Raw genomic sequence first — 25372 nt, forward strand, 5'->3', positions numbered from 1 at the left:
CCGATGGGTGAGCCATGCTAGTGTCGATCCGGTCAAACCGAGCGGAATGGACGGCATATGCTCAGCGCCCGCTTACTGCGAGCTATCGTCTGTGTCGCCGTCTCGGCGCTGCCCCTTCTGCCCGCCGCGCGCGCCGAAGTCGGGCTGGCCGATCTCGTCGAAGCCTGGCTTGCTTCGCCCCATGGCAACTACAGCTCTCCGTCCTTCACGTACTGGAACGAGGCGGGCGCTGTCCCCGAGGCCTGTGCGGCCTGCCATTCCGAGCCGGGCTTCATCGACTATCTGGGCGCCGACGGCAGCACGCCCTTCGTCGTGGAGCGTCCGGCGGCGATCAATTCCCCGATCGGCTGCGCTTCCTGCCACACCGCGGCCGCCCATGCGCTGGAGGCCATCCGGTTTCCCTCGGGCGAGACGGTAGAGGGGATCGGCAGGTCAGCGGTCTGCACCGTCTGCCATCAGGGTCGCCAGTCGGGCGATGCCGTGGTTTCCGCGACCGAAGGGCTGGAGGAGGACGGGGTATCGGCCGAGCTGACCTTCATCAACGTCCACTACGGTGTGGCCGCCGCAGTCCTGCACGGCTCCGCGGTGCGGGGAGGTTTCCAGTATCCCGGACGCACCTATGTCGGTCGCTTCGCCCACGTGCCCAGCGCCAGCACCTGCGTATCCTGCCATGACGCGCATTCGACGCGGGTCGAGACCGAAGGCTGCCTGAGCTGTCACCGTGGGGTGGAGGACCTCCGTGCCATCCGCACACGGCACGGGGATTTCGACGGGGACGGCCAGGCGCACGGCGGCATCCATTCGGAGATCATGGGTCTGCACGAGAGCCTCTATCGGGCCATTCAGGCCTATGCCCTCCAGGTGAGCGGAACACCCATCGGGTACGCATCCGGGAAATTCCCCTACTTCTTCAACGATACCGACGGCGACGGGCGAATCTCCAGCGAAGAGGCCGCGATGGCCAATCGCTATGCAAGCTGGACACCGCGACTGCTGAAAGCCGCCTACAACTATCAGTTCGTCGCCAAGGATCCGGGGGCCTACACGCACAATCCGCCCTATGCGATGCAGCTGCTCTACGACAGCCTTGAAAGCCTGTCGGCGCGGATCGCCATGGACATGGCCACGCTGCGTCGGCCCTGACGGTCAGCCAAGCGAACCGTCTGACGCCGTTCTGAGCGGCATCGAATTCTTCCGACGGGCGTGACGAGCCGTTGAGCACTTCCTGCGGCTGCACGGTGAGCAACGAAGGCGGATTCTGCCGATCAAAGAACGTCGGGCCCCACCCCTGCCCCAAAGAACGTCGGGCCCCACCCCTGCCCCTCCGTCGACACCCGAGGGATCGAGAGCGTCGCTCGCATTCGGTTCCAAAGCTTGAACCTCATTTACTCATTAGACGTGCAGCGCGTTCGGTTGAAGATCAACGCAGGTCATGAACGACTTGTCCATCAACGCCGTCCCCCTGCCGTGAAATTGCGTCACATGTTAGGGCGCGTATCATGTTGCTTTCCACGCTCGTTCAGGGTGAACCAAATGGAAGTGACTGGCCGTCAGTGTTGGTGTTCGGGCGGCGCGAACAGGATCAGTTCGACCCGGTCGGCGCCTTCGACGTAGGCGTCATGGCCCGGCGGAATCTCGAAGAAATCACCTACGCCGATGCGTGTCTCGACACCCGTGTCGACCATGCGGACCATGAGGCTGCCCGAGATGCAGTAGCCGGTGTGCCGCATCGGGCAGGAGTCAGGCGAGCCGAGCAGCGGCTTCTCGTCAGCCTCCCAGGTCCAGCCGGGCTCGAAGATCGCGTGCATTCCTGCGCTGCCATCGCCCATCCTGACGATGGAAATGCCGCCGCGCTCTTTCATGTCGAGGAGCTGGTCGGGCGTTTCGAACCGTCTGATCTCAATCGTACTCATGGCTTTGCTCCGTTCTGCTTAGGGACGAGTGCCGGTCCGTTTCGCCGAGGTCGTTGAGCCTACGCTTTCGCTGAGGGCGTGCTTGACGGAGTCCTGAAGAAATCATGCAGAAGGCAAAGATCGCGCTGTATGCTCACGCATGACATGGACGTTCGGAGACTTCCGACTTGACCCGCAGCGCTTCCAGCTCAGCCGCTGCGGACAGCCGGTGCGGCTCGAGCCGCAGGTGCTTTCCCTGCTGATCCATCTTGTCCGACACCACGACCGCATGGTGACGAAGGACGAGATTGTCGCGGCTGTCTGGCAGGGTCAGGCGGTTTCGGACGCGAGCATTTCCAGCCGCATCCGCTCGGCCCGGCAGGCGGTGGGCGACGACGGTGCACGACAGGCGGTGGTCCGCACCGTGCATGGCCGTGGGTTCCGCTTCATCCCGGAGGTGACAATCTTGCCGCCGGCGCAAGCGGCTTCGACCACTGCCGTCAGCGAGCCGCCCCAGCATCCGGCGGGACGCCCCTCGATTGCGGTGCTGCCGTTCCAGCCGCTCGCCATGTCACCCGAGCTTGCCATCCTGGGCGAAGCAATCCCGCACGAGATCATCCAGGCGCTATCGCGACTGCGCTGGCTTGCGGTGATCGCGCGAGGCTCGTCCTTCCGCTTCCGTCCAGCCACCGCCGATCTGGATCCGGTGGCGACGGCGCTCGCGGCGCGTTACGTCCTGTCCGGGATCGTCGAAAGCCGGGATCGCACCGTTGCGGTGACGGTGGAGCTCACCGACACCAACGCGCACGATGTTCTGTGGGCCGACCGGCTCACGGCGCGCCTCGACGAGATCGACGATCTGAGGGCGCGCATCGTGGCGCATCTGGTAGCGGCGCTCGAGACATACATACCCTTCAACGAGGCGCGCCAGGCGCGGCTGAACGGCCCCGATGGGCTCGATGCTTGGGCCAACTATCATGTCGGCCTCGGTCATCTCTACCGCTTCACGCCGGGCGATACGGCCCTTGCGAAGGCCCGATTCGAACGGGCGGTCGCGGCGGATTCGCAGTTCGCGCGCGCCCACGCGGGTCTGTCCTTCACCAGCTTTATCGAGGCCTTCCTGCGCCTGAGCGCCGATCCAGAAGCCGCGGCGAGCGCCGCGCGGCACCATGCCGAGCGCAGCCTGGAACTGGACGCCCTCGACCCGTTCGCGAACTTCACCATGGGACGCTCGTTCTGGCTGACGGACGATCCCGAAGTCGCCGCCGCCTGGCTGGCGCGGGCGACGGCGCTGAACCCGAACTACGCGCAGGGCTTCTATGCCTCGGCATTCACCGCGATGCTGACCGGGAACGCGCCTCGGACGGTGGCTGCGCTGGACACCTCGCTGCATCTCAGCCCGCTCGATCCGCTGCTCTACGGCATCCACGGCGTCCGTGCGCAGTTACTGATCCAGCAGGAGGACCATCAGGCCGCGGCCCACTGGGCCGACCGCGCGGCCACCACACCAGGGGCGCATTACCTGATCGCGATGATTGCGGTTGCCGCGAACGGTCTGGCCGGCCGTTACGACCAGGCGGCCCGCTGGCGGCGGGAGGTGCGTCGCCGCAAGCCCGATGCCACGGCGGCGGATTACTTCGCCGCCTTTCCGACACGCGATACCCCCTCCCGGACGCGCATTACGACGGAACTGCACCGGCAGGGGTTCTGATCCCGATCCCGTAGCACAGGATGTCGTTTCGGAACTTCACGACCGGTGACGGCCATTCCTTCGGTGGAACCTATCTCGAGCTCGTTCCGGGCGAGCGGCTCGTCTACACGGACAGATTCGACGATCCGAATCTTCCCGGCGAGATGAAAGTGACCGTGACGCTCAAGGCGGTCTCGGTCGGCACCGACATGACGATCGTGCAGGAAGGCGTGCCGGACCTGATTCCCGCCGAAGCCTGCTATCTCGGCTGGCAGGAGTGCCTGGAGAAGCTCAAGAAACTCGTCGAGCCCGAAATCAATCAGTAGCCGGACAATCAATCAAGAAAATTGATCAACGCAGGCGTCGCGGCGGGATAGGCGATCCGTGGCCCCTCAGCCGGCGACTTTCCTGGCGACGTAGTATCCGTAACCGACAAAGGCCTTGTACCGCTCGTAAAGCGAAACCTCGTGCCGCTCGGCTTCCACGAGCGCGAACGCGGCATCCGAGTTTCCATGCGCCTCCAGAAAGCTGGCGAACCGCTGCTCCATGGGCCCGTAGTAGTTGTCGAGCCAGCAACGCTCGGGAAGCACGAAGTAACCCAAGGGTGAGAATCCGTGCTTTTCGAGGATCGCGAGCTTTCCGGATGCCGTGTCGATCTCGCTGTACTCGCGCTGCCAGTGCGCCTGCAGTTCCGCCGGCCGTTCACGGGTCAGCCAGGTCAGTTCGGAGACAGCCAGGATGCCGCCCGGCTTCAGGTGTTTCCGCCAGGCAGCGACACCGGCTTCGAAGCCCATGTTGTAGATCGCGCCCTCGGACCAGATGGCATCGAGCTCCGCCTCTCCGAACGGCAGCGCCTCCATCGACCCCGCGAGCGCTCTGATCCGGCCTGCGAGGCCGGCGCGCGCGGCCTCCACCTCCAGCTTGGCAAGAAAGTCCGGGATGAAATCCACCGCCGTGATCTGTGCCTCAAGGTGTTTCGCCAGAACGAGCGTAGAGGCACCGGAACCGCAGCCGATATCGGCGATCCTCAGGTTCTTGGCCGCCGAGAGACCCGAGAGGGCAATCGACAGGCGCGTCTCCGCTTCGCCGCCGGGACCCTGGCGCTCCGCGTCCCTGTGCAGATCCACGAGCAACTGAAAGTCGTCCATTTAGAGTCCCCCGATGTCGGAAGGCGGATGGTCCATTTGTTTCCGCGCCTGATGCCGTTTCCCAAGTCATGCGTATCGACGGGTCCGACGATACCTCACGCTCGCACGGCGAAGACTGCGAGATGAAGGCTCAGCCGAGCGAGGGCTGTCCCTCCGCCACCTCTTCCCGTGTCCGCGCCAAGCCATGCGCCGACCGGGTCTCTGCCGGCCCGTCGCGGCGCGCCAGCAGCGCGCCGAGGCGCAGGAGGAGGCGCTCGAACAGCGAGAAGCCGGTCAGCATGGCGCCGGCGAGCGTCGGCTCCTCGGCCCGGGCGCTGTCGCCGAGGTAGCCTTCGCGCACGCTGCGCAGCACCGGCCCGCAGTCGGCGGTCAGCGCCCGGGCCTGGGCGACCTCCTCCGGGCCGGCCTCGGGCGACAGCGCCTCGGCGCAGGCGTGCATCGTCGCGTGCAGCGAGTGGCCGAGCAGCTGGCCGAGGCGGCGACCGCCGGCGTTGCCGTCCAGCCGCGCCAGGACCTCCGCGAAGCGCTCGACGTCGGCGAGCAGGTCATCGAGGCGCTTCTGGGCGTCGAGTCGGGCGTAGTAGCGCTCGTATTGCCGCCGCGTCCTCGCCTGACAGCCGAGATCCTCGAGGAGGTCGTCAGCGCCCCTGAGCTGCTCCAACAAGTGCGACCCGGGTTCCAAAGACGAGGTCAGCCCGCCATACTCGCATGCGATCGAGCTACACGTAGGCGACACTGCCATGCTGAGAGCCCTCCTAGCCGCCTCTGACCTGTCGAGCCGCTCGAAACCCGCTGTTTGGCGTGCGGTGCAGCTTGCCCAGGCCCAGGAAGCGAGACTCGGGGTCCTGCATGTCGTCGAGGACGATCAGCCAGAAGCCCGCATGCACGAGGAGATGCGAAGCGCGGAGGCCTTGCTCGAAGCGCAGGTCGGCAGCTTCGGGAAACCCGACAAGTGCGAGGTGTTCAGCCGGGCGGGGGATGCCTTCCAGATCATCAGCGAAGTGGCTCGGGAGCGCGCCGCCGATGTGATCGTTCTGGGTGCGCATCGGCGCCAGTTCCTGCGCGATGTCTTTGTCGGCACCACCATCGAACGCGTCACCCGGACCGCAGGTCGGCCCGTGCTCATGGCCAACGCCATGACCGGTGAACGCTGGAAGAAGGTCTTCATCGCCATCGACATGTCAGAGACCTCGGCGGTGGCGGCCCGGAAGGCACAGGCCCTCGGTTTGCTTGATGGCGCCGAGGTAAGCTTCGTCCATGCTTATGCACCAATCACCCGGCAGATGATGACCTTTGCAGGTGTCGCGGAGGACCGCGTCAGGGAGGAAGCTGAGCGCGAGTTCCAGGCCATCCGCCGCGAGGTCGCCGAGTTCATCCGGGGACTTGGCCTTGGCGACTTGAGCTACGGTGCGCGCATCGTCGAGGGGCTCGGCGCCCTGGCGATTGTCGGTGTTGTCGAGCAGGCGAAGCCCGATCTTCTGGTGATCGGAACGCGCGGCCTATCCGGGGTGAAGCGCCTTTTTCTGGGCAGCGTCGCGCAGGAGCTGATGGGAAGCCTCGACATTGACATTCTTGCGGTGCCGCCGACGGAATAGCTGCTGCTGGGCCGTATCGATGGCGGGCCGATCGGCGGCTCCCATTCAGCCGGGTCGTCGCCAGATTGCATGGCCGAGCTGGCCACCGCTACTCGTTCGCGAAGCGGCCGCGGAGGAAGTGCTTCTCAACCTCCAGGAGCACGAAACTCGCCGCCCCCAGGGCAACGATCAGTGCCCCTTCCGCAATCGTCAGCGGGCGCGACCCGAAGATGGTGTTCATGATCGGCAGATAGGTGAAGGCGAGCTGTCCGGCCACTACTACCAAGAGCGCGACCAGCACGGCCGTCGTACCCCTTGCCCCCGTCAGCGTCAGAGACGTCATGTGCAGAAAGCGCACGCTGAACAGATAGAAGATCTCCAGCACCACCAGCGTGTTCACCACCATCGTACGTGCCGTGTCTAGATCGCGTCCCTCGCCGAGCGCCCAGAAGAACACCCCCAGCGAAATCCCCGCGAACAGGAGCGAGACGAAGAAGACTCGCCACAGGATGAACGGCGTCAGGAGTCCCGCATCCGGGCGGCGCGGGGCGCGGCGCATGACGCCGGGCTCGGACGGCTCGAAGGCAAGCGCGAGGCCCAGCGTCGCGGCAAGGATCAGGTTCACCCACAGGATCTGGACCGGTGTCATCGGCATCGCGAAGCTGAACAGGATCGCGACGATGACCGTCAGCGCCTCGCCGCCGTTGGTGGGTAGCGTCCAGCCGACCACCTTGCGGATGTTGTCATGAACGGTACGGCCTTCATGGACTGCGGCGACGATCGAGGCGAAGTTGTCGTCCATCAGAACCATTTCCGAGGCTTCCTTGGCGGCCTCGGTGCCTTTGAGGCCCATCGCGATGCCCACGTCGGCCTGCTTGAGCGAAGGCGCATCGTTGACCCCATCGCCGGTCATGGCGACGACTCGTCCTTCGGCCTGAAGCGCCTGCACGATGCGCAGTTTGTGCCCGGGGCTGGTACGGGCGAAAACCACCGTGTCGCGGACGGCCTGCGCGAATGCCTCACCCGACAGTCGGTCGAGATCGTTTCCCGTCAGCACGGCCGGGTCATCGCCCAGGCCCAGCTGACGCGCAATGGCCTTGGCTGTGGCGGCATGGTCACCGGTGATCATGCGCACCCCGATCCCGGCCGTACGGCACTCTGCGATGGCACGGATCGCTTCGTCACGGGGCGGATCGATGAAACCCACGATGCCGAGGAACGTCAGTCCGGATTCGACATCGACGAAATCGATGCGCTCGGCGCTCTCAGGCATATGGCGCATGGCAAAGCCCAGAACCCGCTCGCCCTGCGCCGCGGCTTCGGCAATCCGTTCCGACCAGAAGCCCGCGTCGAGCGCCGTCGCACCTTCCGTGGATTCCTGCCGGCTACACATGGCCAACACGGCTTCAGGAGCTCCTTTGACCAGGACAACGTGTTCGGCGAAAGACATCTTATGCAACGTCGCCATGAACCGATGCTCGGCATCGAAGGGGATCTCGTCCAGACGCGGCCACTCCGCGCGCTCGTTCTCGGGATCGAACGCAGCCTTCATCGCCAGCGTGACGAGCGCCCCCTCCATCGGGTCCCCCTCGACATGCCACTCCGCCCCGTTGGTCCGCAGCCGGGCGTCGTTGCACAACAAACCGGCGCGGATTAGCGAAAGCGACGTCGCATGGCCTTCGGGACCGTGCAGTCCGCCTTCTTCAAAGAGCCGATTCTCGCCCGGATTGTAGCCGGAGCCTTCGACGAAAATCGCCTGTCCGGGTGTGACGACGCGCCTGACCGTCATTTCGTTGCGGGTCATCGTTCCGGTCTTGTCGGAGCAGATGACAGACGTCGCGCCGAGCGTTTCCACCGCCGGCAGGCGGCGGATCACCGCATGGCGCGCCGCCATTCGCTGGACGCCGATGGCCAGAGTTATCGTGATGACGGCGGGCAACCCCTCGGGGACGAGGCTGACGGCGAGGGCGACGACAGCCATCAGCGCCTCGTCCCAGCTGAAGCCCCGCAGACCGACCGCAAAGACGAACAGCACCGCCGCCCCGGCGAAGGCGAACCGCGTGAACCGCCGGCCGAAGCGATTGATCTGGCGCAGAAGCGGCGTGGTCAGTTCCTCGACGCTGCCCAGGAGTTCGCTGATGCGCCCGATCTCGGTGTCGAGACCGGTCGCGAAGACGACACCCGTACCTTGCCCCGAGGCGACCAGAGTGCCGGAGAACGCCACCGAGCGCCGGTCTCCCAGCGGGGCGTCCTCAGCTACGGGATCGGCGTGTTTGGCTGCCGCCACCGACTCGCCTGTCAGGATCGCCTCGTCGATGCGCAGGCTGCGGGCTCGCAACAGACGCAACTCGGCGGGGACGCGATCGCCGGCCTCGATCAGAACGACATCGCCTGGGACGAGGTCCGCCATCGGGACACTGCTTCGCATCCCGTCGCGGAGTACGTTCGCATGTGGCGCAATCATGTTGCCGATCGCCGCCAGCGCGTCCTCGGCCTTGCCCTCCTGCAGGAACCCGACGATCGCGTTCACGATGACAACAGCAAGGATCACCCCGGCATCGACGAAATGCCCCAGCGCCGCCGCCGCCGCAGCGCCGGCAAGCAAGAAATAGATGAGCGCATTCTTGAACTGTGAAAGGAACCGCAGGACGGGGTGGCGGCGGGTGCCAGAAGGAATGGCATTGGGGCCATGCTGTCGAAGCCGCTCCAGGGCCTCTGTGGCGCTTAGGCCACGCGAGGTCGAGGCCAGGTCGGCTATAACGCTTGCCGCATCTCGTGCGTGGGCAGCGCGAACTGGCTGAGGCCTTGTTTGGCTGGCCGAGTTGGGGGCAACGCGCATCTTGGGTCTTCTCTACCAGCGAGCGACATCAAGGGAGGGGCACTCATGATAGGCATCCAGACCATCGGAGCGACCGGATTCCTGCCGCCAACTAGGATCGCTCCTTAGTGAATTCCGCAAGCAGAGAAGGTAGACACGGGATCCCCTCCGCCGCCTCTTCCCGTGTCCGCGACAAGCCATGCCCCGACCGGGTCTCTCCCGGCCCGGCGCGGCGCGCCAGCAGCGCGCCAAGGCGCAGGAGGAGGCGCTCGAACAGCGAGAAGCCGGTCAGCATGGCGCCGGCGAGCGTCGGCTCCTCGGCCCGGGCGCTGTCGCCGAGGTAGCCTTCGCGCACGCTGCGCAGGACCGGCCCGCGGTCGGCGGTCAGCGCCCGGGCCTGGGCGACCTCCTCCGGGCCGGCCTCGGGCGTCAGCGCCTCGGCGCAGGCGTGCATTACCGCGTGCAGCGAGTGGCCGAGCAGGTGGCCGAGGCGGCGACCGCCGGCACTGGCCTCCAGCCGCGCCAGGACCTCGGCGAAGCGCCCGACGTCGGCGAGCAGGCCCTCCAGGTGTCCCTGGGCGTCGAGCCGGGCGTAGTAGCGCTCGTACTGCCGCGGCGTCATCGCCTGCCGGCCGAGGTCATCGAGGAAACCCTGGGTGACCCGCAGCAGCTCGCGCGCCGCCCGCCCGTCCGGCCCCGGGCCCGGCGCCGGCTGCCGCTCCTCGACCAGCGGGTCGAGCAGGCCGAGGATCGTCAGGTAGAGGCGGTGCTGTTCGCGCGCCGCCAGGTCGAGCGCCAGCTCCGGGTCGTCGAGGGCGTAGTCGCCGAGGAAGGCCGGCCGCGCCGCCTCCTCGGCCGCCGTGCGCGGCCAGACGCGGGCCAGCAGCCGCGCGGCCGGCGCCAGCAGCGGCAGCAGCAGCAGCGCGACGCCGCCGTTGAACAGCAGGAAGGCCCAGGCGATGCGCTGGTCGGCGTCCGGGCTCAGCCACTCGATCAGCGCCAGCGCGAGCGGCCAGTCGGTCGCCCGCTCCAGGAAGAACAGTGGCAGGAAGACGAGGCAGCCGGCGACCTTTGCCGCGACCTGGAACATCGCGAGCTGGCGCGCTTCGCCGCGCAGCCTCCAGGACAGGAAGAGGATGCGCAGCCCCGAGCCGAAGTTGGTGGCGTAGATCACCATCACCGCGGTCTCGAAGCCGAACAGCCCGGCCGCGGCCAGCGACATCGCCAGCACCGCGACGGCCAGGGAGGAGTGCACGGCGACGCTGAGCGCCGCGCCGATCAGGAAGGCCAGCAGCGCCGAGTCCGCGGTCGCCGCCAGGGCGTCGCGCAGCAGTCCCGTCTCGGCGAGCGGCGCGCTGCCGCTGCGCACGAAGTCGAGCCCCACGAACAGCAGGGCGACCCCGAACAGCGCCCACAGCAGGGTCCGCCAGCGCTGCAGGCGGTCCAGGGTGACGCCGATGCCGACCAGGCCGACCAGCAGCAACACGGCGGTGCCGACCTCGAGCGAGACGACGAACAGCAAGGCGCCGACCCCGAGGTTGCAGCCCAGCAGGATCGGCAGGCCGCGGCGCACCGTCAGGTTGCCTGCCATCAAGAGGCCGACGACGACGAAGGTGACGACCGCGCTGCTCTGGGTGACGGCGCCGGCCAGCAGGCCCCAGAGGAAGCCCTGGCCCGGCCGTTTCGTCCAGGATGCGACGGCCCGCTGGAAGCGGCGGCTCGTCAGGCTGCGCAGGTTGCCCGACAGCAGCTCCATGCCGGCGAAGAACAGGCCGAGCCCCGCGATCACCTCGGCCCAGTGAAGGATCGTCGCCTGCAGGATTGTCGCCTGCGGGATCATCGGCGGACGGCGGGCGGAAGCGAGAGGCGGAACGGCACGAGCGAACTCCGGACGGTCGGCGGCGCGCCGGCACCGACTCCCGGTTCCTTTGCCCCCCGCACCCGAAAAAACCGTCTCGCCGGGCGCGGCGCAAGCCTTAAGCGGTCGCGAGCTTCCTTTGCGCCGACCGTGGCTCGAGGCTCCAGCTCTCATGGGCCAGCAGCCAGCGCTCCGACGGCGGTTGCCGCACCGAGCTGCAGGCCGACGTCGCCGGCCGAGGAGGCGTCGGTCTCGAGCAGGGCGCGCAGGGCGATGTAGTGGGCGGTCGGGTCGGCCGGCCCGGGGATCGCGTGCACCGGGCGAGCGACGCTTCGATGCCCCACAGCGACTGGAACCGCGCGGCGATTGCGCCGCGGCCGGCAAACGCGGGAGACTGCCCGACCCTGGGACCGTCACGCGCCTGGAGAGCCGCGCCATGCCGAGCCGTCCTCTCCCCGCCGACCGGCTGGCGGGCCTGTCGGCCGACGGGCTCTCCGCAGAGCAGGTCCTGGACCGGCGCGCGCGCTTCGGCGCGAACGATGTCCTGGTCGCCCCGCCCGGCACCTGGCTGGGCATGGCCCTCGACACCGCGCGCGACCCGATGATCTGGTTCCTGGTCGGCGTCGCCGCCCTGTTCGCGCTGCTCGGCGACTATGCGGAAGCGGCGGTCCTGGCGGTCGCGCTGCTGCCGCTCGCCGCCATGGATCTCTACCTGCACCACCGGACGCGCGCCTCGACCGCTGGGCTCGCGAGCCGGCTGGCGGCAAGCGCGACGGTGCTGCGCGAGGGTCGGCGGACCCGCCTGCCGGCGCGCGAGCTGGTGCCTGGCGACCTGGTCGAAGTCGGCCCGTCCGAGGTCTTCCCCGCCGACGGCCTCGTGCTCTCCGGCGATGCGCTGCAGGTCGACGAATCGAGCCTGACCGGCGAGGCCGCTGCGGTGCGCAAGCGGCCGCTGGCAGAGGGCGAGGCGCCTTGCGAGGAGGCTCCCGCGGGCGATGGGCCGGTCGGCGATGCCGCCAGCTGGGTCTTCGCCGGAACCCGCCTGCTCGCCGGCCGGGCCCGCGTGCGGGTCGCCTACACCGGCGCGGAGACGCTTTACGGCGAGATCGTCCGCTCGGCCCTGGCCGGCGGCGCCGGCCGGACGCCGCTCCAGGGTGCCATCGCCCGTCTCGTTGGGGTGGTGCTGGTCGCGGCCCTGGCGCTCTGCCTGCTGCTCGCCGCGATCCGCCTCGCGCAGGGCCACGGCCCGGTCGACGCGCTGATCAGCGCTGCGACCCTTGCCGTAGCCGCCCTGCCGGAGGAGTTTCCGGTGGTCTTCACCTTTTTCCTGGGCGTCGGCGTCTATCGCTTGGCGCGCCGCCAGGCGCTGGTGCGCCGCGCCGTCGCGGTCGAGAACATCGGCCGGGTCACCTGCATCTGCTCGGACAAGACCGGGACCCTGACCGAGGGCCGGCTGGAGCTGGCGCACGAGGTGGCCGCGGCCTCCCTCGCGCCCGGCGAGCTCCTCGCGTTGGCTGTGCTGGCGTCCCGGCCCGACAGCGGCGACCCGCTCGACGCCGCGCTGCTCGCGCGCGCACCGCCCGCGGCCGGAGTCGAGCGCCTCGCCAACTTTGCCTTCACCGAGCAGCGGCGCCGGGAAACCGCGCTGGTGCGCCTGCCGGACGGGTCGCGCCTTGCCGTCGTCAAGGGGGCGCCGGAGACGGTCTTCGACCGCTGCGGCGACGCGCCGGCGGACCTCGCGGCCTGGCGCGAGCGAGTCATCGCCTTCGCGACCTCGGGCCATAAGGTGATCGCCTGCGCCTCGCAGCCGCTCGACCCCGCGGCGAGCGGCGCTCTCGAGCCGGAGCGGGGCTTTCGGCTGGCCGGCCTGCTCGCCTTCGGGGACCCGCTGCGCGAGGGTGTCCGGGAGGCGGTGCTCGCCTGTCGGCAGGCCGGCATCCGGGTGATCATGGTGACCGGCGACCATCCGGCGACCGCCGGCGCGATCGCCCGGGAGGCCGGCCTCGGCGGCGACCGCCCGCGGGTCGTGACCGCGGACGCCCTGGAGGAATCCGGCGCGGCAGAGGAGCAGGGGCTGACCGGCGCAGACGTCGTCGCCCGCGCGTCGCCGAGGCAGAAGCTCGCGCTCGTGCGCGCCCTGCAGGCGGCCGGCGAGATCGTCGCGGTGACCGGCGACGGCGTCAACGACGTGCCGGCCCTGCAGGCCGCCGACATCGGCGTCGCGATGGGCGAGCGCGGTACTCAGAGCGCCCGCGAGGTCGCGGCCATCGTGCTGCTCGACGACAACTTCCGCACCATCGTGCGGGCCATCGCCGAGGGTCGCCAGCTGTTCCGCAATCTGCAGCTGTCGTTCGCCTACCTGCTTCTGGTCCACATCCCGCTGGTCATCAGCGCGGCGCTGGTGCCGCTGCTCGGACACCCGCTGCTCTATCTGCCGATTCACATCGTCTGGCTCGAGTTGATCATCCACCCGACCGCCATGCTGGTCTTCCAGCAACTGCCGTCGGGCGAGCGCCTGCTGCCGACGGGACGGCGGAGGCGGCCGCGCTTCTTCGGCGGCGCGACCTGGCTCGCGCTCGGCATCGGCGGGCTGGCGATCGCGCTGGTCGTCAGCCTGGGCTTCGAGCGCGCGCTCGGGTCGGACGTCGAGCACGCCCGGGCCCTGGCCCTGGGCGCGCTGGTCGCCGCCAGTGCCGCTTTCACCGCCGTGCTCAGCGGCCTGCGCAGCTGGATGGCGCGGGGCGTGGTCGCGGCCAGCCTGGCCAGCCTCGTCCTGCTGGTCCAGGTGCCGGCGCTGGCCGACCTGGTCCACCTGCGCCCGCTGCACGCGGCCGACTGGGGGCTGGTCGGCGCCGCCGGCGCGCTCGCCGGCCTGGTCGCGCTGGGCGTCGCTGCCAGCCTGCGGCGCGTGGCGCACTGAGCCCGCCGGTGCGAGAGTACCCCGATCGCGGCGAGCCTTCGAAGGAGACTGCCTTGTTCGAATCGATCATCGTTCCGGTCGACGTCGCCCACCCGAGCAGCTGGCGCTTTGCCCTGCCCCAGGCTGTGGCCCTAGCTACCCCCGGCCGCACGCGGATCGCGGTGATGACCGTGGTGCGCGACCTCTCGGCGATGTTCGAGGGCGTCCACTTCGCGTTCCAGCTCGAGCAGCTGGCGCAGGATGCCGGCCGCCGGCTGGCGCGGCTCGTCGAGTCGGCCCCGCTGGCCGCCGACGGGAGCGCACCGGCGATCGAGCAGGAGGTCCGCTTCGGCAGCATCGGCCACGAGATCCTGGCCTGCGCCGAAGAGCGGCAGGCCGACCTGATCGTCATGGAGTCGCATCGCCCCGAGATGCTCGACTACGTGATCGGTCCGAACGCCGCCCACGTCGTGCAGAACGCCCGCTGCTCGGTCTTCGTGCTGCGCCGGGCCGAGGCGGTCTGACCCGGGCGGCCCGCCGCTCAGGCGCTGGCGCCGGGCCAGCCTTCGTGCCCGAGCAGCCAGCGCTTGCGCTCGAGGCCGCCGCCGTAGCCGGTCAGGGTGCCGTTCTTGCCGATCACCCGGTGGCAGGGCACGACGATGCCGACCGGGTTTGCGCCGTTGGCGAGGCCGACGGCGCGCACCGCCGCCGGCCGGCCGATGCGCCGGGCGAGCTCGGCGTAGGAGATCGCGGTGCCGCAGGGGATCGCGCGCAGCGCCTGCCAGACCGCGCGCTGGAAGGCGGTGCCGGCGGTCCCGGACGGCAGCGCCTCGATCGCCGCCAGGTCGCCCTCGAAGTAGGCCGCGAGCCGGCCGGTCAGGCCGCCGGGGTCGCGCGCCGCCGAGAGCCGGAAGCCGGCGGCGCCGTAGTGACGCGCCAGCAGGCGCAGCATGCGCGGCTCGTGGTCGCTCCAGTCGACCGCGCGCAGCCGGTCCTGCGCGTCGGCCAGCAGCACCAGCTCGCCGACCGGCGTCGCCAGCCGGTCGAGGCGCAGCTCCAGGATCTCAGGCAAGGGCCACCTCCCGCTCCGCAGGGGCCGCCGGCGTCGCCGCGGCGGCGTCGGCCGCCCAGAGGTGCTGGGCGGCATAGGCGCGCCACGGCCGCCAGGCCTCGGCGCGAAGCAGCAGCTCGCCCGGGGTCGGCCGGCCGCCGGCCGTTGCCGCACCGCGCTGCAGGCCGACGTCGCCGGCCGGGAAGGCGTCGGTCTCGCGCAGGGCGCGCAGGGCGATGTAGTGGGCGGTCCAGTCGCCGACCCCGGGGATCGCGCGCAGCCGGGCGAGCGACGCCTCGATGTCGCCGAGCGGCTGGAACAGCCGCGGGTCGGCCAGAGTCGCCGCGGCCAGGGCCTTGAGGGTGGCCCGCCGCGCCTGCGGCATGCCGAGCGGCGCCAGGTCGGCGGCGGCGACCTCGGCCGGTGTCGGGAAGGCGCGCTCGAGGCCGGGCCCGCCGGCGTCCGGCGGCAGCGCCGCGCCGCAGAGCGCGACCAGCCGCCCGGCCAGGCCGAGCGCCGCCGCGATCGTGACCTGCTGGCCGAGGACCGCACGCAGGGCCAGCTCGAAGCCGTCCCACCCGCCCGGCGCGCGCAGGCCCGGCCGGGCGGCGACCAGGGCGGCCATCATGGGGTCGCGCGACAGGTGCCGGCCGATCGTCTCGATGTCGGCGCCGAGGTCGAAGACCCGGCGCAGCCGCGCCACGACCGCCGGCAGCGCGCGCAGCGAGCCGACGCGGATCGTCGCCGCCAGGCAGTCGCGGCCCGGCTCGTGACGGACCTCGGCGGTGCCGAGGCAGCCGTCCTCGGCGAGGGTGCGGCGGTAGACGTCCCGCTCGACCGTCTCGACGCCCTCGATCGCGCGGGCCGCCAGGAAGCCGAGCATGGAAGGCCAGTCGTAGGGCGGGCGGTAGCGCAGGCGCAGCGTGACGCCGGCCTCGGCCAGGGCGGCCGGTGGCGCCTCTGCCGCCGCCCGGCGGCGCAGGGCGCTCGGCGGCCGGCGGTAGAGCGCCTGGAAGGTCTCGTTGAAGCGGCGCACGCTGCCGAAGCCGGCGGCCAAGGCGATCTCCGCCATCGGCAGCCCGGTCTCCTGGATCAGCTGCTTGGCGAAGAGCACGCGCCGGGTCTGGGCGACCGCGACCGGCGAGGCGCCGAGGTGCTGGCGGAACAGCCGGCGCAGCTGCCGGCCGCCGAGCCCGAGCCGCGCGGCCAGGGCTTCGACCCCGGCCTCGGCGCCGGTCTCGGTGCCGGCCTGGCCGGCCGAGGCCTCGGCGTCGCGATCGAGGGCGCCCTCGGCGATCAGGGCCAGTGCGCGGGCGACGCTGTTCGAGGTGCCGCGCCAGGAGGCGAGGTCCGGCGCGGTCTCCGGCCGGCAGCGCAGGCAGGGCCGGAAGCCCTGGCCCTGGGCCGCGGCGGCCGAGGGGAAGAAGCGGCAGTTCTCGAAGCGCGGCGTGCGGGCCGGGCAGACCGGCCGGCAGTAGATGCCGGTCGAGGTCACGGCGACGAACAGCCGGCCGTCGAAGCGGGCGTCGCGGCTCTGCAGCGCCCGGTAGCAGGCGGCCGGGTCGAGCGGCGCGCCGAGGGCGGGATCGCGATGTCTTTCCATGGCCTGGAGACTGTCACGAAGCGCGCCGTCTCGCGCGCGGTTTTCGGACATCGGGGCCGGCGGAAGCGCGGTTTTCGGACCTTGCCTCGCGCGGCTAGTCCCGGGCCGCCAGCAGGCGGCGCACCATCTCCGGCGCGACGCCCAGGTAGTTCGCCGGCTCGACCAGGGCGGCTAGCTCTTCCCGGCTCGCCGCCTCGGCGATCCGCGGCTCGGCGGCCAGCGCCTCGAGGAAGGGCAGGTCCTCCTCGAGCGCCCGCCGGCAGCAGTCGTAGACCAGGTCGTGGGCGAGGCCGCGCCCGAGCGCCGGCGCGAGGCCCATCATCACCGCCTCGGCGACGATCAGGCCGCCGCTCGCCTCCAGGGTCCGGCGCATCGCCTCGGGCCGGACCTCGAGGCCGGCCAGGGTCTCGCGCGCCGCGGCGAGTCCCGCCGAGGCGGCCATGAAGGCACCGGGCAGGGCCTGCCACTCGACCTGCCACTGGCCGGTCGCGCGCTCGTGGTCCTGGACCAGGGCGTCGAGCATCGCCGAATGCTGCTCGCGCGCCAGCTTGGCGGCCGCCAGCATCAGCTCGCTGGCGATCGGGTTGCGCTTCTGCGGCATGGTCGAGCTGGAGCCGCGGCCGCTGACGAAGGGCTCGAAGACCTCGCCGACCTCCGACTGCATCAGCAGCATGATGTCGAAGCCGATCTTGCCCAGGCTGCCGGCGACCAGGGCCAGGAAGCCGGTGGTCTCGGCGAAGCCGTCGCGGACCGTGTGCCAGGTCATGTCCGGCCGGCCGAGGCCGAGCTCCGCCATCAGGGCGTCCTGGACCTCGAGGCCGCGCCCGCCGAGCGAGGCCAGGGTGCCGGCGGCGCCGGCGAACTGCCCGACCAGGACCCGCGGCTTCAGCTCGGCCAGGCGCCGGCGGTGGCGGTCGATGCCGGCCAGCCAGGTCGCCGCCTTGTAGCCGAAGGTGATCGGCAGGGCGTGCTGCAGGTGGGTGCGCCCGGCCATCGGCGTCTCGGCGTGGCGCTCGGCCAGGCCGGCGAGACTGCCGGCGATCGCCTCCAGGTCGGCCTCGACCAGGGCCAGGGCGTCGCGGATCTGCAGCACGTCGGCCGTGTCCATGATGTCCTGGGTGGTCGCGCCCCAGTGGGCGTAGCGGCCGAGACCCTCCTCGGCCCAGCCGGCGAGCTGGTCGACCAGCGGCTTGATCGGGTAGCCGACCAGCGTGGTCTTGCGGGCCAGCGGCTCCCACTCGACCCGCTCGACCTGCGCCACCGCGGTGATCGCGGCGCCGGCCTCGGCCGGGATCAGGCCGAGCCGCGACTGGACGCGCGCCAGCGCCGCCTCGACGTCGAGGTAGCGCTGGACGAGGGCGGCGTCGCCGAACAGCGCGCGCATGGCGGCGCTGCCGAACATCTCGCCGAACAGCTTGGACTCGAGGACCAGGGAGGGCATGGCGGGACGATCCGTCGGTGGAGCGGGAGGCGCCGGACCCTAGCCTGCGCTGGCGCGCGACGGAACGGCGATTGTAGGCTGGGCGCTCAACAGGAGGAGGCGGGTCTTGGATCCGGTCGAGGTCATCGAGGGCGAGGGGCGGGTGGTGCTGGGCCAGCCGCACGGCGGCACCGAGGTGCCGGCGGCGATCCGCGCGCGGCTCAACGAGGTCGGGCAGGGCCTCTGCGACACCGACTGGCACATCGCCCGGCTCTACGAGGGCCTGCTGCCCGACGCCACCGTCGTGCGCGCCGGCTTCCACCGCTACGTCGTCGACGCCAATCGCGACCCCTCGGGCGCCTCGCTCTATCCGGGCCAGGCGACGACCGGGCTGGTCCCGACCACCGACTTCGACGGCCGGCCGATCTGGCGCGACGGCCAGGAGCCGGACGAGGCCGAGGTCGCACGCCGCCGCCGCGCCTTCCACGCGCCCTACCACGCGGCGCTGGCAGCGCAGCTCGAGCGGGTGCGTGCGCGCCACGGCGCGGTGCTGTTCTTCGACTGCCACTCGATCCGCTCCGAGGTGCCGCGGCTCTTCGAGGGCCGCCTGCCGACCTTCAACATCGGCACCGCCGACGGCGCCGCCTGCGCCCCCGCGGTCGAGGCGGCGGTGCGCGACGCCGTCGCGGCGCTCGCCGAGGGCCCCGAGGACTGGGTGCTGAACGGCCGCTTCAAGGGTGGCTGGTGCACCCGCCGCTACGGCGAGCCGGCGCGTGGCCTTCACGCCCTGCAGCTCGAGCTGGCCCAGCGCGCCTACATGACGGAAAGCCCGCCCTGGGACTACGACCCGGCCCGGGCCGAACCCACGCGGGCGAAGCTGCGGCGCGTCCTGGAGGCCTTCGCCGCGAGCCTTCTTTAGCGCCGGATCAGCTTCACCGAGGCGAAGCCGAGGCCGGCGACCAGCAGGCCGACGCCGAGGAACAGCGGCGCGAAGCCGGCCTCGACGACGAAGGGGCCGTAGAGCACCGGGCCCAGGCCCTGGCCCAGGAAGAAGGCGGCGGCGAAGAGCGCCACCGCCGAGCCGCGCGCGGTCGGCGCCAGCTCGGTCGCCTGGGTCTGCATGGTGTTGTGCAGCATGTAGAAGCCGAAGCCGGCGACCAGGAAGACCAGGGCGACCAGCAGCCAGGGCACCGGCAGTGCGACGACCAGGTAGCAGAGGCCGCAGAGCAGGCCGCCGGCCTGCATCATGCGCCACTGGCTGAGCAGCGCGAGCAGGCGGCGCACCGTCAGGCTGTAGAAAACTCCGCCGACGGCGAAAGCGACCAGGATGAGGCCGGCCTCGAAGGCGCCGCCGAGGCCGCGCGCCGCCAGCATCGGCGCGACGAAGGGGAAGACGCCGAAGATCAGCAGGCCCTCGGCCGCGACCGTGGCGAAGACCAGCAGCGACACCGGGTTGGCGAGCACCGAGGCGTAGCGGCTGCGCGCGTCGGCGAAGGACAGCGGCGTGCGCGGCTCGCGCTCGCCGCGCAGGCCGAAGGCGGTCGCCGCGCAGATCAGGGCGGTCAGGCCGGCGGACAGGGCGAAGACCGCGCGCCAGCCGAGCGGCTCGGCCAGGACGCCGGCCGCCGCCGAGCCGCAGACCTGGCCCAGGATCACCGCCAGCAGGAAGCGGCTGATCGCGATCTGGCGCACCCCATAGGGCACGCGGTCGCCGATCAGCGCCATGGAGGTCGGGATGATGCCGCCGGCGAAGGCGCCCGCCAGCACCCGCGCGGCCATTACCGTCTCGTAGCTCGGCGCGACCGCCGAGAGCGCCAGCCCGACCGCCGCCACCGCCAGGGCGAGGCGGACCAGCCGCGACTTGCCCAGGGCGTCGCCGACCGGCCCGAGCACGACCTGCATCAGCGCGTAGGGCAGGGTGTAGGCCGAGGCCAGCAGCGCCGCCTCGCGCAGCGACACCCCCAGGTCGGCGCCGATCAGGGTCAGCATGGGGTCGCTGGTGCGCAGCGAGAAGGCGCTGGCGAAGCCGGCGAGACCGAGCAGCAGGATCAGGCGCATGGGGGAGTCGTCGTCACGGGGTTAGCCAAGGTCGGGGGGTCGGCCAAGGGGACCTCATGCTGACAGCGGTCCCAGGCAGGGACGACGCCGGAAGCCGCAGGGCAGGGTTGCCGGTGCGCCTCAGACCTCGCGGCCGAGCAAGCGCTCCTCGAAGGGGAAGGGGCTGAGCAGCTCCAGGCCGCTCTCCGTGACCAGGACCTGCTGCTCCAGCTTGACGCCCTCGCCGCCGGCCTCCTCGCCGATGAAGCTCTCGACCGAGAGCGTCATGTTGGGAACGATCTCGCCGTCGTAGTCGGCGCCCGAGTCGTAGTCGGCGTCCTGGACCAGGTAGGGATACTCGCCGGTCGGGCCGTTGCCGTGCATCAGCAGGTAGTAGCGCCGGGCCCGGTAGCGCTCGGGGATCGGCCAGGCCGCCTCGGTGATCTCGCGGAACGAGCGGCCGGGGCCGAGCAGCGCCAGGTTGTGCTGGAGCTGCTCGAAGGCGGTGGCGTAGAGCCGGCGCTGGGCCGGGCTCGCCGGGCCGTCGCCGACCAGGAAGCTGCGCGAGAAGTCGGCGTAGTAGCCGTGCGGGCCGACGACGTCGGTGTCGTGGGCGACCAGTTCGCCGGCCTGGAGGATCCGCTCGCCGGTCTCCTGGAACCAGGGATTGGTGCGCGGGCCCGAGCTCAGCAGGCGGGTCTCGATGTAGTCGGCGCCGCCGGCGATGACCTCGCGGTGCAGCACCGACCAGAGCTCCTGCTCGCTGAGACCCGGGCGCAGCGCCTCCTGCAGCTTCGCCTCGCCGCTCATCACGCAGGCCAGGGAGCGGCGGATGCAGGCCAGCTCCTCGGGCGTCTTGACGGCGCGGGCCCGCTCGACCGGCTTCTGGGCGTCGAGGATCTCATAGCCCTTGCGGCGCAACAGGTGCACGGCCAGCGGATCGATGCGCTCGACCCCGACCCGGCTCTCGCCCGGGCAGTGGCGGCTCAGCAGGTCGGCGATCTCGGCGGCCCAGCGCGCCGCCGCCGCCTCCAGCAGGCCGGCGCGCGCGACATAGGAGACGGTCGTCGCCGGGCGGATCTCGTCGATCGCCGGGTTGCCGGCCTCGAGGTGCTCGCAGCCGGCGAACTCGAAGAGCGTCACCGGCCCCTCGAGCGGCACGAAGAGGTAGCGTGCGGGATTGCGCAGCAGGAAGGGCGTCATGTTGCGCGCGCCCGAGGCGTAGCGGACGTTGTGCGGGTCGAACAGCAGCACGGCCGGGTAGCCGAAGCGCGCCATCTCCTGGCGCAGGCGCTTCAGGCGGCCGAGGCGCAGCGCCGTCTCGTCGGGCGCTGGCGGCGCAGGGAAGGCGGGGTCGGGTCGGTAGGCGGGCGAATCCATCGCGCCACCCTAGGCGGAGTGGGCGGACTTGACCAAGACGCAGCCTGCTCGGACTGCGACGACGGACCCATAATCTCGCCTACTCCTCGAAGCGATCCGTGGCGTCGCGATTACGGTCGTAGCGTCTCGTGAGCGGAAAGGGCGGCAGCCAGGACTCGCGACGGACGGTCCAGCTTTCGTAGGTCGGCATCAGCTGGTCGGGGGCATCCAGGGCGCCCAGGTGCACCTCGATCTCGTCCGCGCTGCGTGCGAAGACGGAGGAGCCGCAGCGCGGACAGAAGCAGCGCCCCGCGAAGTCGCGTGTTTCGCCTTCGATCGTCACCGCGTCCTGAGGGAACACCGCGGCAGCGTAGAAGAGGGCCCCGTGATGCTTGCGGCAGTCGAGGCAGTGGCAAATGCCGACCCGGTATGGGCGTCCCGACGCCACGATGCGGACGTCGCCGCACAGGCAACCGCCCGTGAACCGCTCCATGCGGGGCCTCCTCTGAAATCAAGCGCGCGGAATGTCTACGACGAACAGCACCGTCACCTTCAGAATCCTCTGCAGAGGACCCGCCCGCAACCCGCTCCGCGGCGTCGGGTACGGCGCATTCTCGACGAATGCCTAGGGATAGGCGCAGCGGTCGCCGGTGACCTCGAGGAAGCCGCGGCGCTCCGAGGCGACGGCGGTGAAGAGGTGCTCGGTGTCGCCGCGCACCAGCGAGAAGTGCAGCGGCAGCTCGCCCTCGACCTGCTGCGGCTCGCCGCCGATCGGCGTCACCGTGACCTTGAGCGGCTTGGCCGGGTCGAACCAGGCGTTCGGCCGCCCCTGGGCGTCGACCGCCGGCTCGCCCATCGCGGTGATGGTGATCGAGCTGTCCGCGAAGCCGACCGAGTCGGCACCGCCGGCGTAGATCGGCGTGCGCACGATGAAGCGCTTGGTCTCCGGCGCGTCGGCGCAGTCTCGCTCCTGCCTGACCGCCTCGACGACGAAGCGGACGCGCTCGGCCGGCACGCCCTGTTCGAGCCGTTCGCGGACCAGCGTCAGGATCTCCTCGACCTCGCCCCGGGGCACGTCCTGCTCGTAGCGCTGGCGCCACTGCGCCTCGGCCTGCTGGGCGCGCGCGACCTCGGCCTGCAGGCGGCTGCGCGCGGCCTCGAAGGCCTCCTGCTCCTGCTGCGAGGCGGCGACCTCGGTGCGCAGCGCGTCGAGCTCGGCTCCAGCGATCTGGCCGCCCAGTTCGTAGGCGAGCGCCAGCGAACCCCCGAGCAGCCCGGCGATCAGCAGGAATTTGAGAACCGCCCAGCGGCGCTGGCGGCGGCGTCTCAGGCGCGTTTCATGAAGTCCGAGTGACATGACCGAGTGCTGCGTGCCGACCGGGGCGACATAGCAGACCCGCTCGGCCGAACCAAGGCCGCGACGACGCCCCCGAAAAGATACTGCGACGCTAGGGTCAGACTGTGACCGCTTTGCGGCACCGGGGCGCGGGCAGGGGCGTGGGCCGGGGCGCGCGGGACCGGGCGCGGGATTGCACGCTCGCCGCGGCGGTGACATACAGCCGCGACAAGGAGGCTCCCCGATGACCGAACCCGACAGCCTGCTGTCCGAGATCCGTTTCGACGCGCGCGGCCTGGTGCCGGCGATCGCCCAGCAGCACGACAGCGGCGAGGTCCTGATGATGGCCTGGATGAACGCCGACTCGATCCGGGCGACCCTCGCCGAGGGCCGTGCCTGCTACTGGTCGCGCAGCCGCGGCGCGCTGTGGCGCAAGGGCGAGACCTCGGGGCACGTGCAGCGCCTGGTCGAGCTGCGCCTGGACTGCGACGGCGACACCCTGCTGCTGCTGGTCGAGCAGAGCGGCCCCGCCTGCCACACCGGGCGGCGGAGCTGCTTCTACCGGGCGATGCGCGACGGCGCCTTGGCCACCATCGCCGAACCGGTCGCCGGGGGTAGCTGAACGGCGGCCGGCCGCGTTGACTTGAGGGAGCCCCGCACGCACTCTCCGCGCCTCGGCCGGAGGAGCGCCCCCGCGCGGCTTCAGGATCCGGCACGGCTTCAGGGGACGGAAGGGCGGGATGCAGACCGAGGATCTCAAGCAGACGATCGAGACGGCCTTCGAGGAGCGCGACGGGATCGGACTCGACACCAAGGGTGTCGTCCGCGACGCCGTCGAGCTGGCGCTCGACGGGCTCGACACCGGGCGCTACCGGGTCGCAGAGCGGGCCGAAGGCAGGAACGACTGGCAGGTCAACGAATGGCTCAAGAAGGCCGTGCTGCTGGCCTTCCGGCTCTACCCCACGGCGATCCAGCCGGGCGGCCCGCGCCACGCCGACCACGGCGAGTCGGCCTGGTACGACAAGCTGCCCTCGAAGTTCTCGGGCTGGAGCGAGGAGCACTTCGAGAAGGCCGGCTTCCGCGCCGTGCCGGGCGCCATCGTCCGGCGCTCCGCCTACATCGCGCCGGGCGTCGTGCTGATGCCGAGCTTCGTCAACCTGGGCGCCCACGTCGGCAGCGGCACCATGGTCGACACCTGGGCGACGGTCGGCTCCTGTGCGCAGATCGGCAAGAACGTGCACATCTCGGGCGGCGCCGGCATCGGCGGCGTGCTCGAGCCGCTGCAGGCGACGCCGGTGATCGTCGAGGACAACTGCTTCATCGGCGCGCGCAGCGAGGTCGCCGAGGGCGTGGTCGTGCGCGAGGGCTCGGTGCTCTCGATGGGCGTCTACCTCGGCGCCTCGACGCCGATCGTCGACCGCACCACCGGCCAGGTCCTGCGCGGCGAGGTGCCGGCCTATTCCGTGGTCGTGCCGGGCACCACGCCGGGCAAGCCCCTGCCCGACGGCTCGCCGGGACCCGGGCTCTACTGCGCGGTCATCGTCAAGCGCGTCGACGAGCGGACCCGCTCCAAGACCTCGATCAACGAGCTGCTGCGCACCTGAGGAAGGATTCCGCCGCATGCCCCGCGTCGCCCCCGACCCGCTGGACCTGGCGCAGCGCCTGATCCGCTGCCCCAGCGTGACGCCGGAGGAGGGCGGCGCGCTCGACCTGCTCCAGGGCGAGCTGGAGGCGCTGGGCTTCGCCTGCACCCGTCTCGTCTTCAAGGAGGAGGGCACGGCGCCGGTCGACAACCTCTACGCCCGTCTCGGCGCGGCAGCTCCGAACTTCTGTTTCGCCGGGCACACCGACGTGGTGCCGCCCGGCGAGGCCGCCGACTGGTCGAGCGACCCCTTCGAGTCGACCATCGTCGAGGGCGAGCTGGTCGGGCGCGGCGCGGCCGATATGAAGGGCGCGATCGCCGCCTTCGTGGCCGCCGCCGGCCGCTTCCTGGAGAAGCGCGAAGCGGCGGCGGAGGGCTTCGGCGGCTCGATCTCGCTGCTGATCACCGGCGACGAGGAGGGCCCCTCGGTCAACGGCACGCGCAAGGTGCTCGATTGGCTGGTCCAGGAGGGCGAGACGCTGGACGCCTGCCTGGTCGGCGAGCCGACCAACCCGGACGCCCTCGGGGACATGGTCAAGATCGGCCGCCGCGGCAGCCTGACGGGCAATCTGACCGCCCTCGGCCGCCAGGGCCATACCGCCTACCCGCACCTCGCCGACAACGCGGCGCACCGCCTGGTCGGCCTGCTCGCCGCGCTGATCGCCGAGCCGCTCGACCAGGGCACGGCGCACTTCCAGCCCTCGACCCTGCAGATCTCGACCATCGACGTCGGCAACCCGGCCAGCAACGTGGTGCCCGGCAGGGCTTCGGCGACCTTCAACATCCGCTTCAACGACGCCCACAGCGGCGCCTCGCTGGAGCGCTGGCTGCGCGAGACCCTGGACGCGACCGGCGGAGGCTACGAGCTGGCTGTCCGGGTGTCCGGCGAGTCCTTCCTGACGCCGCCGGGCCCGCTGTCCGAGCTGGTCGCCGGCGCCGTCGAGGCGGTCACCGGGCGCCGGCCCGAGCTGTCGACCACCGGCGGCACCTCCGACGCCCGCTTCATCAAGGACCACTGCCCGGTCGCCGAGTTCGGCCTGGTCGG

At 71.0% G+C, this 25372-nt stretch carries 23 protein-coding genes; 10 read left to right on the top strand and 13 right to left on the bottom strand.

Features of this window, described 5'->3' with window-relative positions; translation table 11 throughout:
• The first annotated feature begins 57 nt into the window (after positions 1-57).
• Entirely contained in the window at positions 58-1143 is a 1086-nt protein-coding gene (locus WD341_RS18340; protein ID WP_368426936.1) for a hypothetical protein, read from the top strand.
• A 407-nt stretch (positions 1144-1550) separates the two neighbouring features.
• Here the strand turns inward: WD341_RS18340 and WD341_RS18345 are convergent, their stop codons facing one another.
• The gene (locus WD341_RS18345) at positions 1551-1913 is read right to left on the bottom strand and encodes a hypothetical protein (RefSeq protein ID WP_368426937.1); all 363 of its coding nucleotides are present in this window, start codon (positions 1911-1913) and stop codon (positions 1551-1553) included.
• Positions 1914-2052: 139 nt separating this feature from the next.
• Here WD341_RS18345 and WD341_RS18350 point away from each other — a divergent pair, with 139 nt between their 5' ends.
• Complete coding sequence (locus WD341_RS18350; protein ID WP_368426938.1) at positions 2053-3603, top strand: winged helix-turn-helix domain-containing protein; 1551 nt, start codon at positions 2053-2055, stop codon at positions 3601-3603.
• 20 nt (positions 3604-3623) lie between these two features.
• Positions 3624-3908 carry an SRPBCC domain-containing protein gene (locus tag WD341_RS18355; protein ID WP_368426939.1) on the top strand — a complete coding sequence of 95 codons (285 nt, stop codon included), beginning with the start codon at positions 3624-3626 and terminating at the stop codon, positions 3906-3908.
• 66 nt (positions 3909-3974) lie between these two features.
• On the opposite strand, the gene WD341_RS18360 is transcribed toward WD341_RS18355, so the two are convergent.
• A complete protein-coding gene (locus tag WD341_RS18360) occupies positions 3975-4730 on the bottom strand; it encodes a class I SAM-dependent methyltransferase (RefSeq protein WP_368426940.1) in 756 nt (251 codons plus the stop codon).
• Positions 4731-4860: 130 nt separating this feature from the next.
• Positions 4861-5391 (bottom strand): hypothetical protein, encoded by a 531-nt coding sequence (locus WD341_RS18365; protein WP_368426941.1) that lies wholly within the window; start codon positions 5389-5391, stop codon positions 4861-4863.
• A 79-nt stretch (positions 5392-5470) separates the two neighbouring features.
• Between WD341_RS18365 and WD341_RS18370 the strand changes: the two genes are divergently transcribed.
• Entirely contained in the window at positions 5471-6325 is an 855-nt protein-coding gene (locus WD341_RS18370; RefSeq protein ID WP_368426942.1) for a universal stress protein, read from the top strand.
• Between the two features lie 88 nt (positions 6326-6413).
• Here WD341_RS18370 and WD341_RS18375 read toward each other — a convergent pair whose 3' ends face one another.
• The 3 genes from WD341_RS18375 to WD341_RS18385 form a co-directional block, all read right to left on the bottom strand.
• Positions 6414-9143, bottom strand: a complete 2730-nt coding sequence (locus WD341_RS18375) for an HAD-IC family P-type ATPase (protein ID WP_368426943.1) — start codon at positions 9141-9143, stop codon at positions 6414-6416.
• 91 nt (positions 9144-9234) lie between these two features.
• Positions 9235-10962, bottom strand: coding sequence for a Na/Pi cotransporter family protein (locus WD341_RS18380; protein ID WP_368426944.1), 1728 nt, complete (start codon positions 10960-10962; stop codon positions 9235-9237).
• A gap of 188 nt (positions 10963-11150) precedes the next feature.
• The gene (locus WD341_RS18385) at positions 11151-11297 is read right to left on the bottom strand and encodes a hypothetical protein (RefSeq protein WP_368426945.1); all 147 of its coding nucleotides are present in this window, start codon (positions 11295-11297) and stop codon (positions 11151-11153) included.
• A 119-nt stretch (positions 11298-11416) separates the two neighbouring features.
• Here WD341_RS18385 and WD341_RS18390 point away from each other — a divergent pair, with 119 nt between their 5' ends.
• On the top strand, positions 11417-13900 hold the full coding sequence (locus tag WD341_RS18390; protein WP_368426946.1) for a cation-translocating P-type ATPase: 2484 nt from the start codon (positions 11417-11419) through the stop codon (positions 13898-13900).
• Between the two features lie 53 nt (positions 13901-13953).
• The gene (locus tag WD341_RS18395; protein ID WP_368426947.1) at positions 13954-14403 is read left to right on the top strand and encodes a universal stress protein; all 450 of its coding nucleotides are present in this window, start codon (positions 13954-13956) and stop codon (positions 14401-14403) included.
• 17 nt (positions 14404-14420) lie between these two features.
• Here WD341_RS18395 and ogt read toward each other — a convergent pair whose 3' ends face one another.
• The 3 genes from ogt to WD341_RS18410 form a co-directional block, all read right to left on the bottom strand.
• On the bottom strand, positions 14421-14951 hold the full coding sequence (gene ogt, locus WD341_RS18400; RefSeq protein ID WP_368426948.1) for a methylated-DNA--[protein]-cysteine S-methyltransferase: 531 nt from the start codon (positions 14949-14951) through the stop codon (positions 14421-14423).
• The gene (locus tag WD341_RS18405; RefSeq protein WP_368426949.1) at positions 14944-16533 is read right to left on the bottom strand and encodes an AlkA N-terminal domain-containing protein; all 1590 of its coding nucleotides are present in this window, start codon (positions 16531-16533) and stop codon (positions 14944-14946) included. The genes ogt and WD341_RS18405 overlap by 8 nt, the downstream gene beginning before the upstream one ends.
• A gap of 94 nt (positions 16534-16627) precedes the next feature.
• Positions 16628-17974: an adenylosuccinate lyase family protein gene (locus WD341_RS18410; protein WP_368426950.1), complete on the bottom strand. Its 1347-nt coding sequence runs from the start codon at positions 17972-17974 to the stop codon at positions 16628-16630.
• 106 nt (positions 17975-18080) lie between these two features.
• Between WD341_RS18410 and hutG the strand changes: the two genes are divergently transcribed.
• The gene (hutG, locus tag WD341_RS18415) at positions 18081-18872 is read left to right on the top strand and encodes an N-formylglutamate deformylase (protein ID WP_368426951.1); all 792 of its coding nucleotides are present in this window, start codon (positions 18081-18083) and stop codon (positions 18870-18872) included.
• Here hutG and WD341_RS18420 read toward each other — a convergent pair.
• The 4 genes from WD341_RS18420 to WD341_RS18435 form a co-directional block, all read right to left on the bottom strand.
• Positions 18869-20011, bottom strand: a complete 1143-nt coding sequence (locus WD341_RS18420) for an MFS transporter (protein ID WP_368426952.1) — start codon at positions 20009-20011, stop codon at positions 18869-18871. The two genes, hutG and WD341_RS18420, sit on opposite strands and share 4 nt — an antisense overlap.
• A gap of 120 nt (positions 20012-20131) precedes the next feature.
• Entirely contained in the window at positions 20132-21370 is a 1239-nt protein-coding gene (locus tag WD341_RS18425; protein ID WP_368426953.1) for a M24 family metallopeptidase, read from the bottom strand.
• Positions 21371-21449: 79 nt separating this feature from the next.
• Complete coding sequence (locus WD341_RS18430; RefSeq protein WP_368426954.1) at positions 21450-21842, bottom strand: GFA family protein; 393 nt, start codon at positions 21840-21842, stop codon at positions 21450-21452.
• Positions 21843-21974: 132 nt separating this feature from the next.
• Positions 21975-22706 carry a hypothetical protein gene (locus WD341_RS18435; protein ID WP_368426955.1) on the bottom strand — a complete coding sequence of 244 codons (732 nt, stop codon included), beginning with the start codon at positions 22704-22706 and terminating at the stop codon, positions 21975-21977.
• Positions 22707-22929: 223 nt separating this feature from the next.
• On the opposite strand from WD341_RS18435, the gene hisI reads away from it, so the two are divergent.
• From hisI to dapE, 3 genes are all read left to right on the top strand, one after another.
• Positions 22930-23307 carry a phosphoribosyl-AMP cyclohydrolase gene (hisI, locus tag WD341_RS18440; protein ID WP_368426956.1) on the top strand — a complete coding sequence of 126 codons (378 nt, stop codon included), beginning with the start codon at positions 22930-22932 and terminating at the stop codon, positions 23305-23307.
• Positions 23308-23425: 118 nt separating this feature from the next.
• On the top strand, positions 23426-24289 hold the full coding sequence (gene dapD / locus WD341_RS18445; protein ID WP_368426957.1) for a 2,3,4,5-tetrahydropyridine-2,6-dicarboxylate N-succinyltransferase: 864 nt from the start codon (positions 23426-23428) through the stop codon (positions 24287-24289).
• A 16-nt stretch (positions 24290-24305) separates the two neighbouring features.
• Positions 24306-25372, top strand: a 1067-nt coding sequence (dapE, locus tag WD341_RS18450) for a succinyl-diaminopimelate desuccinylase (RefSeq protein WP_368426958.1), incomplete at its 3' end; no start/stop codon positions are given.

The organism is Tistlia sp., from assembly GCF_040905785.1.
Taxonomy (GTDB): domain Bacteria; phylum Pseudomonadota; class Alphaproteobacteria; order Kiloniellales; family DSM-21159; genus Tistlia.